Annotated in this window: 10 protein-coding genes; 2 read left to right on the forward strand and 8 right to left on the reverse strand. The window is 40.4% G+C overall.

Going from position 1 to position 11,466, the window contains the following annotated elements; genetic code table 11:
* Positions 1–255: 255 nt before the first annotated feature.
* Positions 256–1,146 carry a formylglycine-generating enzyme family protein gene (locus IM515_RS09745; protein ID WP_287630530.1) on the reverse strand — a complete coding sequence of 297 codons (891 nt, stop codon included), beginning with the start codon at positions 1,144–1,146 and terminating at the stop codon, positions 256–258.
* A 299-nt stretch (positions 1,147–1,445) separates the two neighbouring features.
* On the opposite strand from IM515_RS09745, the gene IM515_RS09750 reads away from it, so the two are divergent.
* Positions 1,446–1,718: a hypothetical protein gene (locus tag IM515_RS09750; RefSeq protein ID WP_002791728.1), complete on the forward strand. Its 273-nt coding sequence runs from the start codon at positions 1,446–1,448 to the stop codon at positions 1,716–1,718.
* A gap of 136 nt (positions 1,719–1,854) precedes the next feature.
* Here IM515_RS09750 and IM515_RS09755 read toward each other — a convergent pair whose 3' ends face one another.
* The 7 genes from IM515_RS09755 to IM515_RS09785 form a co-directional block, all read right to left on the reverse strand.
* Entirely contained in the window at positions 1,855–2,142 is a 288-nt protein-coding gene (locus IM515_RS09755; RefSeq protein ID WP_052277851.1) for a hypothetical protein, read from the reverse strand.
* 499 nt (positions 2,143–2,641) lie between these two features.
* Positions 2,642–5,296 carry a formylglycine-generating enzyme family protein gene (locus IM515_RS09760; protein WP_287630531.1) on the reverse strand — a complete coding sequence of 885 codons (2,655 nt, stop codon included), beginning with the start codon at positions 5,294–5,296 and terminating at the stop codon, positions 2,642–2,644.
* Entirely contained in the window at positions 5,289–6,308 is a 1,020-nt protein-coding gene (locus IM515_RS09765; RefSeq protein ID WP_287630532.1) for an AAA family ATPase, read from the reverse strand. Before IM515_RS09765 ends, IM515_RS09760 begins: the two co-directional genes overlap by 8 nt.
* An 8-nt stretch (positions 6,309–6,316) precedes the next feature.
* Positions 6,317–8,293, reverse strand: coding sequence for a VMAP-C domain-containing protein (locus tag IM515_RS09770; protein ID WP_287630533.1), 1,977 nt, complete (start codon positions 8,291–8,293; stop codon positions 6,317–6,319).
* 17 nt (positions 8,294–8,310) lie between these two features.
* Positions 8,311–8,670 (reverse strand): CU044_2847 family protein, encoded by a 360-nt coding sequence (locus IM515_RS09775; protein ID WP_024969526.1) that lies wholly within the window; start codon positions 8,668–8,670, stop codon positions 8,311–8,313.
* A gap of 88 nt (positions 8,671–8,758) precedes the next feature.
* Entirely contained in the window at positions 8,759–9,478 is a 720-nt protein-coding gene (locus tag IM515_RS09780; RefSeq protein WP_287632822.1) for a DUF3782 domain-containing protein, read from the reverse strand.
* Positions 9,479–9,546: 68 nt separating this feature from the next.
* Positions 9,547–10,179 (reverse strand): DUF3782 domain-containing protein, encoded by a 633-nt coding sequence (locus IM515_RS09785; RefSeq protein WP_287632824.1) that lies wholly within the window; start codon positions 10,177–10,179, stop codon positions 9,547–9,549.
* A gap of 309 nt (positions 10,180–10,488) precedes the next feature.
* Here IM515_RS09785 and IM515_RS09790 point away from each other — a divergent pair, with 309 nt between their 5' ends.
* The gene (locus IM515_RS09790; RefSeq protein ID WP_002768309.1) at positions 10,489–11,187 is read left to right on the forward strand and encodes a hypothetical protein; all 699 of its coding nucleotides are present in this window, start codon (positions 10,489–10,491) and stop codon (positions 11,185–11,187) included.
* Positions 11,188–11,466 lie beyond the last annotated feature (279 nt).

Consider the following 11,466-nt stretch of genomic DNA (forward strand, 5'->3'; position numbering starts at 1 on the left):
CCGTGGGACACACGGAATCGGGCTTCTGAAATGGGGCGAAAGTCTGTGGACTCTGTGTAAGACAGTACATGGTTTTTTAACTGTGGTATGCGACGGTGGTGGAAGCAGAAACTTAAATCGTGAGGTTTAGGAATCGCCGCCCTAAAAGTGCGGCGAGGATGTCAAATAATTCTCTCAATCCCTTTATAGTACATATATAGTACATTTGCCCAAAAAAATCGAACAAGGGTAAAAAGGGAAAAAAGAGGAAAAGGGTTACAGAGTCCTCCCAGCACCGCACACCACCCGAAAACCGATATCGTAGGTGCGGTAGGCGCGGCGGAGGATGTCGCGAATCGCGGAACGGCAGAAACTAGGATAGAGGCCACAGGAACCGCCCCGCAGCACTTTTGTAGTAGATTTGTTCTTACTAATCCAAGCACTCCCATCCGTGGGTACGCCTTGATAATTAGGGTGATAATCGTCCTCGCACCATTCCCAAACGTTTCCGTGCATATCGTACAGACCAAAGGCATTAGCTACCTTAAAATAGCCTACTGGTGTCGTCTGTTTTCGATCGATGCCTTTTGGTCCCCTTCCATAATTCCCTGGATAAACTTTTTTGTCTTTTTCCCAATCAGTTCCTCTGTAATTAGCCAAATCTGTGGTAATCGTCTCCCCAAAATGAAAAGCGGTTGTTGTCCCCGCTCTACAGGCATATTCCCATTCTGCCTCACTCGGTAGCCGATACTCCCGTTTTGTTTCCCTTGATAGTCGTTTACAGAATTCTGTTGCTTGCTCCCAGTTTACTTGTTCTACGGGTCTTGTCCATCTATCCTGCTCTTGATATGGCTCTTTGAAGTGGGAAGGCTCTAGTTCTAGATCGATGTCTATTTTAGCAGTTGCAGCGATCGCTCGCCACTGTGCTTGGGTGATGGGATAGCGTCCCATGAAAAAAGCTGAAATATTAACGGTGTGTTGAGGACTTTCTCTTTGAAAATAGTCTAGACCGTATTCTTTACAGAGTCTTTCTATTTCTTGATCTGGGGTTCCCATCTGAAAGGAACCGCTAGGGATAAGCATCATGTCGAGATTAATCCCTTCCCCTAAATTCTCGCTGTAATATTGTGCTTCTCGCTGCTGTCGGTGAATGATTAATTTAGTCATTTTTTCTGAAGCGGTTAAGTAGCTGGTTATAATTAAATTGAAGATAGATTTTGGGTTCGATCCCCCCTACCCCCCTTGATAAGGGGGGCATCGATCCCCCCTACCCCCCTTGATAAGGGGGGCATCTGAAAGTTTTTAACACCTGCCTACTTAGGCGCATTAAAACAATTCGGTGGAGTCAAGAAAAAAATAGGCAACTTCAAGCAGGATAAGGACTAAAGTTTCCTCGGAACTCTTTCTTAAGACTATCATCCCTTCTAGAAAAGCAACTAAAAAATATCTCGGAGATAAAAATAATCATGACTAAGTTAACTCCTGAAGAAAAAGATATCCTCGAATCCTATAACAATGATGAGTGGGTTTCTGTGGCAACGCCGGCTAGAATGGCTGAGTTGAAGTCCTATGCTAAGGAGACGCTGACTCAAGATAAAAAAATTACTTTACTTCTGTCTTCCCTAGATTTGGAAGCGCTTCAAGCTAAGGCAATAGAGGAAGGTATTCCCTATCAAACACTTATCTCTAGCATTCTACACAAATATGTTACTGGTCGCCTCGTGGAAAGTTCGAGTTAGTTTTTGTTGTTGGTAAAATGAATCTTCCCAACTTAATAAGGGGAGTGTTGCTGAAGATAGATGTTTTTTACTTCCCGGTGATGGGAATCCTGAGAATCTATCAGTGCAACAATGAATCCTGTATCAGCAAGAGAATTCATTCTTTCCATGTCCATCCCGATCGAGGTTTAATGGCTGTTTCTAAAATTTCTTCCGCTCGCTCCGAAAAATTAGGAATTACACCAGAACACATTCCTATAATTGGATCATCTTCTAAATAAGTGTTTGTTGAAGCTGGAGATTCTAGGGCAGAATCTATATTTTTTGAGGTTTCTGGTAAATGGCTTTCTAAACTTTCGATCAGCTTTTCTACAACGAGAAGTTTTTCAAAACTCAGCCGATCAATTTGGTTGATTAGTTTTTGCCGCAATTCGATCGATGTCATTGTCCTGTCTCCTGTTTTTTTAAGATGAGAAAAGGCAACACCCCCCTTATCAAGGGGGGCAGGGGGGATCGAACCTTATCAAGGAAGGCAGGGGGATCGAACCTAAAATCCATTTTTAATTTAATTATAACCAACTACTTAGGGCTTGCTGAATAAATGTGAAATGTAGGCAAAGTAAGGGTTTTGGGGCTTTTCTCGCGAAACAGGTGCAAGATTTTGAGAGAATCGTCGTTCAAAACCTCGCGTCTTCATCGGCCCGCATCCTGTAGGGGCGAAGCATTCGGGCAATAACCTATCGGTGAAACCGGAGATTTTCTATCCGAATGCTTCGCCCGTACTTTTTCAGCAAGCCCTACTTAAGTTCTATAAATGAACAAAATTTAATTTTTTGCTTAATTCAATATTAATCCGGGATGACCACAGTTCGATAAACTCACTGACCACAGTTCGCCCCTACAAAATCGACCGGCCTTTGGGCGGGAAAAAAAGAGGAAAAGGGTTACAAAGTCCCACCAGCACCCCACACCACCCGAAAACCGAGGTCGTAGTAGTTGAAGTCGCGACGGTTGAGGTTGCTGCGGTAAGCGGAACGGCAGACATTCGGATTGTTGCACCAAGAACCGCCCCGCAATGGAGAACGATTATCATTCCAATTTTCTGTCCAAGCACTGCCATCCGTCGGCGCACCATCATAATTATCGTGCCAGGTATCGGCGCACCATTCCCAAACGTTTCCGTGCATATCGTACAACCCGAAGGCGTTAGCTACCTGAAAATAGCCCACTGGGGTTGTTTTACTTCGATATTCTCCTGTAGATTCATCGGCATAAGTTTCAGTAGCTCGATAGTTAGCTAAATCTGCCGTTATCGTTTCCCCAAAGTGAAAGGCGGTTGTTGTCCCCCCTCTACAGGCATATTCCCATTCTGCCTCACTCGGTAGCCGATACTCCCGTTTTGTTTCCCTTGATAGTCGTTTACAGAATTCCGTTGCTTGATACCAGTTGACTTGTTCTACGGGTAGCTTATACCCTCTGAAGTGAGAGGGGTTTGTCCTCAGGTCGATGTCTATTTTAGCGGTTGCGGCGATAGCTTGCCACTGAGCTTGGGTGATAGGATAACGCCCCATGTAGAAAGAGGAAACGGTTACTCGGTGTGGGGGTTTTTCTCGTCTAAATCCATCCCAACCAAATTTTTTCACCAGTCTTTCGATTTCCTCGTCTTCGGTTCCCATCATAAATGTGCCGCCAGAGATTTCCATCAATTCCAATTCGACTCCCTCCGCTAGTTTTTCGACAATGCCTTCTGCTCGCCTTTTTTCCTTTTTAATTACCCATTTTTCTCGTTTAAAAGGATTTTGATACTGACGTTCTATGGTTGCTAGGGTAAATTCAAAGGTACGGGTTTCTAGAATTTCGATGGTGGCAACATCAAAGATAGAGGTTTTTAAGGGAGGTGGCGAGGATTGAGGGATTGGAGGGGGATTAGAAATATTAACGGCGATTTCTTCGGCAAATTCTGCGTATTCTCCCCCCAGATTGCGTAAGACTTCGATGCTGACTTGAGCGAAGGGAAGAATTTTTTCTCGTTGTTCTGGGGGATAGGTGGGTAATAGGGTTAATAAAGCGGCAAAACTGCGGATAGGACTTTTAATTTCCCCGGCAATATATTGGGAAATAGCATCGAGTACCTTGATAGTTTGTCGCCTACCGATAGCATCATTTAAGACTTGACGTACCCCGGGTAAAAAGTCATAGACTCGATACTGTCCTTCTTCATTTTCTACAATCGGTTTTAATAAACCTCCCATATAAAATTCTGCCACATGAACGGGACGCACTTCGTTTAAAAGAGTTTTACGAATAAGATTGACCACCTGCATACTTACCGGGGCAGCTGCCATCATTTTTGCTAGTTTTTTGGCCGGTTCTGACGCGGTGGCAAAAAATCGCTCGACCATTGCCTCGGCCTTATTTTTGATGCTGTTTTTATCTTCGCTGTCTTGCTTATTTTCCTCTCTGGACATAGGGGGAATTTCAATAATTTGTTGTTTAATAAATTCTAAATCAAATAAAAAGGCGGAAATCTGAGCATTACCTGACCCAGCGACAACTTTTGCCCATTGTTTGAGGACTTCTGTTTCTAACGTGATTACGGGAATAAGAAGGGTATTTTGCCAGTTAATCGGTAGCCATTGGGGATAATTTTTTAAGATTAATTTCGGATTGGGAACCCCGGCAGTTAAAGCAGTGGTGAAGAGTTTACGTCCCCGTCCTAGTTGGGTACTATTCCATAATCTTTCGGGGAAAAGTTGCAGAATAGCGGTGGGTTGTTTTTCTGACCAATCTTTTAACCAAGGATGAATTAAGGCTTTTTGCCAGAGAGGAGAAACACAATCACTTACTAGCAAAACTAATCCCCGTCCCCTGGGATGAATAAGTTCTTTATGGGGGTGATAACGTTGTCCCGGTTTACCTTTTTTTCTGCGTCTTACTAACTGTAATTCTTGATTATTTGAGGTTGATAGTTGCCAAACTCTGACGGTTTTAAATGCTCCTTGATTTTCTAAGAGATTTTGTAACTCATTAATTAATTCTCGCCAAATGAAAGAGGATCTAGATTCTTCTACTACTAATTCGAGGGTTAACCAGCGTTCCGGTTGGGGTTTAGTCACGGGTAGCCAAATATCCCTTTCTGCAATAAAAGAAGCGGTTGCTTCTTCATCTAAAATCGTTTTAGTTGCTGAGGAAACTTTTCCCATGAAAGGACGCAAAGCGCGACTAATAAAGAGTGCTGTCTGTAGTGCCGCAGCAGCAGGAACTTGAAAAGGAAAGCCTTGGATTGGGGTAGTTTTTTCTATTTCTTTGGGGAGAGATTCTTCGGTAATAACATCGACATTTGGCTGGGATTTTGATAGGTTATCTTCTGGAATATCTTCTAAGTTTTCCTCTATTTGATTAGAAGTTGATGAATCTATTGGCTGTTTATTTTCTGGAGTTTCTGGGGGTGTTTGGAAGTCTTCAACTCCCATTTGTAAGGCCAACCAGATACTATCAGCTACATCTTCATCACTGAGTTGTAACTGTTCTAGTAGTCCTGTTTGCTCTAGATAATCTAATAGTTTTTTAATTGATGAATTGGATGGGGATTCACTCATCTTCTACCCTCCCCAAATCTTTCAAAAGTTGATTAATCAGGTCATCCTCAGTTGATATAGCTCCTTTTTTGACCATAAAAATAGCATTAAGTAATTGATCCGTGGCTAGGGTTTGTGAATTGCGCTTTTGAATGAAGTTATCAATAAGTTTATCGATGTCTGGATTATTAGCAATTGTTTCTTCTAAATGTGCCTCAATTATTTTAATTAAGTCGGGTTTTTCCGGCTCTTTCATGGTTAAACGGAGACAACGACGCAAAAAAGGTGGAGGAAAGTCTCGTTCTCCATTGCTAGTTAAAATCACAAAAGGAAAAGCCTTACAGATAACTAAACCATCTTTTATAGGTGTTTTTATATCTTTCTGGGTAATGTCGGTTGTATCGGTATAAGCAGTGCGGACTTCAACCCTTGGGACTTCTTCTTTTAGCCTAACTAATTCGGGAATTTCAAAGCGTCCTTCTTCAAATAAGGTGAGTAAATCATTGGGTAAATCGATATCACTCTTATCAATTTCATCAATTAACAGTACTCTTGGCTTTTCCGACTCTAATAGTGCGGTTCCCAAGGGTCCAAGGGTAATATATTTTTCAATCTGTTTTAATTGGTCTTTTCGTTCTTCTGGGGTTAATTCTTTTTGCTCTCGTTCCAGTAATTTAACTTCCTGTAACCGACCGATCGCATCATAGTTATAAAGTCCGTCTTTTAGGGTAGTATGGGTGGTAATCGGCCAGTATAATACTTCTCCTAATTTTAATTCCTGGGCGACTTTATAGGCAAGAGATGACTTTCCCGTTCCGGGTTTGCCAGTTACTAATAAAGGTCGCCGTAAATACAAGGCTGCATTGACCATTTTAATTTCTTCGTCGCGCACTAGAAAGGTTTCTCCCCGATGCTTACGACGACTTTCTCCCGGTTGCTCTTCTTTGCCAAAAGGTCGCCAGCTGGGGGGGTCTGGTAATGTCCAAGCGTCTGTGGGTTGTTGATTTCCTGTAAAAATTTTCCAGTCTTTCATAGTTCAATTTATGGCATCAAAAGTGGATAGTTGGGGGGAACAAGCTGATAGTCATCCCAAAGTAATGATAGATGATTCCCAATATGATTATCTTCTAACCAAGCAGCAGAACGTTTATTTTTAATTATTTCTGGTAATTTCTCTAGTGGACATTGACAGATAGGGTCTAATTTTTCCTGACAGTTAAGTTCTTGGTTAGCATCGGGTCGTATCCACAGAGATAAAGGGATTCCAGTTTCGTATAAAATGGCTAGAATATTTTTTAACTCTAAGGAGTTTTCTTGACTGAGATTAGTTAACCTTGAACCGATAACATTGTTAAATTTATGATATTTGAGTATTTTATTCGGATGGTCATTATTTGCCAGAGGTTTTTTAAAAATAACTGTTTGCTGATTGTTTGATTCGATCAGTTTTTGTATTTCTTCTTCACACTTTAAGATTTGGCTCAAATTTTGTTGCTGTATATTCCGAAAAAGTTGGCATTTTTTCATCCATAAATAGCTTTGTTGATTGTTGATATTTTCGGCTGTTATTCGTTCTGAAAATCTCATGATTATCTCATGATCGACTCCCCAATGATGAGGATCGCAGCCTGTAGCTGTTGCCACTTCATCAATTGAAAATAAATCAATCGGTTTAATCTCTTTTTCAATAAATCTATAGGGAAGAAAAAATTGAACTTTTTCTAGGGAAGATTGACAGATATTTTCTGATTCTCGTTTAAATTTTTTTAGGTGATTAATCAATTCATTTTCTTGGAGATGATTACCCAGACTTATTCCTTCATTGGGGGTTAAAGATTGATATTCTCCACGTTTTTGAGGTTCTTTTTCTGTGGGATGATAATTGTTTATATCTTTAACAATCCAAGCTCTCAGCATTAAAGATTTGTTTTCTTCTGTAAGGGTAACAAATAAGCAGGGATTTTTGTCTGTTGATTTTTGAGCGATATTTTGTGAGCGATGATTAAGATTATTTTCTAAAGTATTGATTAAAACTTCCCATTTTGTTTGATATTTTTTTAGCCATTCTTTTAATAACTTTGCCAGAGCATCTGTTGAGGTTAACTGAATGATTAAATAGCCAATAAATATTTCTAACCAAGAAAATTCTGATTGAGAAGCATAGGTGAAATATCTTTCATCTAATTGATAGATTATTTCTATAAAATCAGACCAAGAGGAAGGAATTGCTCCAGGTAAATCAACTAAATGATCCCTCACTTCAATTTTTAAATTTTCATAAGCTGTATTAATTTTATCTTGATAACTTTTGTTTTCAAATATACATTTAATCGAGGAGATAATCTCAGGAATTTTTCCTTCTATTTGTGCTATATCTAGCAACTTATTCCAAGCTTTTAAAAGAACATCAGTAGGAATAAAAAATGCAGATTTTGCAAACATTTTTTCCTTATCAGCACTTACTGCCATCCCCACTACTCCCCCCAATTGCTCATCCCAGATAGCTGTCCCACTAAACCCAGCTTCTACAGCATATCCTGTGCTTTTAGTATCTTCTATCTGAATTTTGTTGTTAGCAATATGACCTTTTATCTTACCATCAGACCAGACACCTTCGTTTCTGGAAAAACCATAAGCTTTATAATTATGATCAGATAAATCTCCTATTTTAGAGGTAATTAAAGAAACTGGTTGAGCTTGTGAAGGAACTGAATCTTTTAATTTTAAGATAGCAATATCTTGAGGATCGTTGCTTTTAAATTTAACTGGATACCAAACCTCTACGGTTGCTTCTAAAGATGCACCCGATGCAATGATAGGAAAATCACACTCAATAATGTCAGGGGGTTTCTCAGCAGATGTTAATACTAATCCTAAAGATTCATTGACAACATGAGCGCAGGTAATCAAGTATTCTGATGATATTAGAAATCCTGCCCCAACAATTTCTATTTTATCATCTTTATTTTTTCGTTGCTTATAAATTCTGACCACAGAAGATTCTAGAGATGCAACCATTATTTTTATCTAAGTCCTTATTGAGTAGATGATTGCTTATTTTTTTCCTTGTTATCCCATTTTAGGGTAATTTCATAATTAACATCGGCGCTGCCAGATGCAATAATAGCCCCTAGTCCAACAGTCATTTTTATCCCAAACTTGACCTCTACCTGATCGGCTGGTTCATTCAAACTTTTGACCTTATTAATTATGGCATTTGCCACGGGTTTTATGCCATTTAATGCGTCTTCAAAAGACTGAGCGGCTTTAACAGCTATTTCATCTGTTAGACTAATAAGTTCATCTTCTGGTTTCGGTTTGGGTAAGGGTAACTTTTCATCCACCTCGATGTAAATAGTCCCCTCCTCCGAGGTAAATTCCACTAAACGAGTCATAAAAATTCTCCTGTTTATTTTATTGCGGTTGCCTAGACTTAATCTATCACAACTCCATCTTTTTGCTCTCCTGCCTAATTATATCTCTTTACCAAGTGTTCGGTTGAAAGTCAGCATCATTAATAATTGCCACCGTATCCCCAGATGGTTTAATCACAAATAAGCCTTTTTTATAAGCATAGCGATCTACACCTTTGTTAATTTCAATTCCTGCCACTGCACCGTAGGCTCGATAGTTTTGATAATGGGGAAAAGCGATTTTAAAACGAGTCAATTTTTCAATAAATTCATCCACATCATCTTGAGATAATCGAGATTTACATTCCACCACCACGAGATCGGTATCATCCACCCCTAGGATATCAATTTCCATGGCAATGCCTTGACGTTTGACTCTGGCGCGGGGGTAAATTTCCTTAATATCAATGCCTTTTTCCTGAAAAAGCCGTAAAACCGCCGGTTCTACCAATTCCTCCACAAATCGACCCCAGCGAGTGGTCAGACTATCTACCGCTTTGCTGGTTCGTTCTACGGTGCGTTTCAGTTCTGCCATCGAGCGCTCGGCTTCGGCAGCACGGCGCTCGCTTTCTAATTTCGCTTCGGCAGCTTGGCGCTCAAGTTCGGCGGCACGGCGCTCGTTTTCTAATTTCGCTTCGGCGGCACGGCGCTCGTTTTCTAATTTCGCTTCGGCAAAGATACGTTCCATTTCGGCTCGACGAAGATCGCTTTCCCTTAAACGGCGATCAAACTCCTCGGCGGAAGCGCGGAATAGCTGGTAAATATCCTCAAGGGTAACGGGTTCACTCATGGACTGACAGGGGGTGCCGATAGACGGGGGGATTTAACACCTACCTAATAATGCCTAATTATATCTCTTTACCAAGTATTCGGTTGAAAGTTAGCATCATTAATAATTGCCACTGTATCCCCAGAGGGTTTAATCACAAATAAGCCTTTTTGATAAGCATAGCGATCTACACCTTCGTTGATTTCAATACCAGCCACTGCACCGTAAGCTCGATAGTTTTTGTAATGGGGAAAAGCGATTTTAAAACAAGTCAATTTTTCGATAAATTCATCCACATCATCTTGAGAAAATCTAGGTAGTAATTCGACTAAAACGAGTTCTGTATCATCCACCCCTAGGATATCGATTTTCATGGCGATACCTTGACGCTTGACTCTGGCACGGGGATAAACTTCCTTAATATCAATGCCTTTTTCCTGAAAAAGCCGGAAAACCCCCGGCTCTACCAATTCTTCCACAAATCGACCCCAGCGAGTGGTCAGACTATCTACCGCTTTGCTGGTTCGTTCAACCGTGCGTTTCAGTTCTGCCATCGAGCGCTCGGCTTCGGCGGCACGGCGATCGCTTTCTAATTTCGCTTCGGCAAAGATACGTTCCATTTCCGCTCGACGAAGATCGCTTTCCCTTAAACGGCGATCAAACTCCTCGGCGGAAGCGCGGAATAGCTGGTAAATATCCTCAAGGGTAACGGGTTCACTCATGGACTGACATCGAAAATAAAACACCCCTAATTATTTTAGCGATTCGGTCGAGAAAACCGAGGAGAGCGAGAGAGCAAAAACGAGATAAATATTAAGAATTATGTAGAAAACTTGACACAAGTATCGTGCTGTGTTCTTGTTTTTTATCTTGAATGTCAGGTGAAGAGCCTCGGTTTTACCGCAGTTAGAGCTTTCTAAACATTTTAAACCTTTGCTTTTAAGACTCGGTTAACAATTTGTAATATTCCTTTTTTAATAACCAGATTTAGTATAATCAGTGATCAATTAACCTTTAATCATGAGTCAGTTATGATGATGAAATTATTAAGCTCTGTAGTCATTTTGGCAAGTTTACTGAATGTTACACCTAGGATGGCAAATCATCCACCCCGACAAGTTGCTCAAGCGTCTAGCGTTTCTTCGATTCAAGGTTATTGTTTTTCAGTCGCTAATGATGATCTAGATTCTACGGCGAGGATTTATATTCAGGGAAATCAAGTCACGGGTCGGGTAGAAGCTACGATTCATAATGAACAAGAATCTTATTATAGTTCCTATACTCAAACCTTACAAGGAAGGAAAAATGGGAATCAGTTAAACTTAAATATCAAGACAAAAATTGAGTTAGATACTCAAACAACTCAAGAAAAATGGACGTTAACTTCAGATTCTTTGAATACGGGACGAGTCGTTTATCAAAAACAACCTTGTTTAGTGTCTCAAATTCGGTTGGCACCAGGAACTAATACCACTACAGTTAATCAATCGGTTGTTCGAGGGAGTCGAAATATTTATTTATTAAGAGCGAATCAAGGACAGAGAATGGATCTGAAAATTACAGCATTAGAAAATAATGCCGTATTCGATGTGATTGCACCGAATGGGCAAATTTTGAAAACAGAAGCTACCCAATCTAGTTTAAAATTACCGGCTACTGGAAATTATGAAATAATTGTAGGGGGAACTCGTGGCAATGCCACCTATAAATTAAATGTTAAAATTCAATAAATAGAAGGAAACATGGAACAGCCTTGGGGGAGTCTTGACTCTTGCCTCATCTCAACCAGCAATTTAAATGCGCGGGCAGCTTATCCTATATGGTACTGTTTAATTTTATTCCCACAAAAGTTGATTATGTCCTTACCTGCTGAGAGGGGGACAAGCGAGCTAGAAGGTAGATAGGGCAAGCGATATCGCTCTTTGTCCTTTGATGTAATCCTTCAACCGATAGCGGCTAATTTGCATTAGCTCTTCTATATTTTTTGGGAACATTTGATGTAGCTGGAG

Source organism: Microcystis sp. M44BS1, from assembly GCF_020244875.1.
GTDB lineage: Bacteria > Cyanobacteriota > Cyanobacteriia > Cyanobacteriales > Microcystaceae > Microcystis > Microcystis panniformis.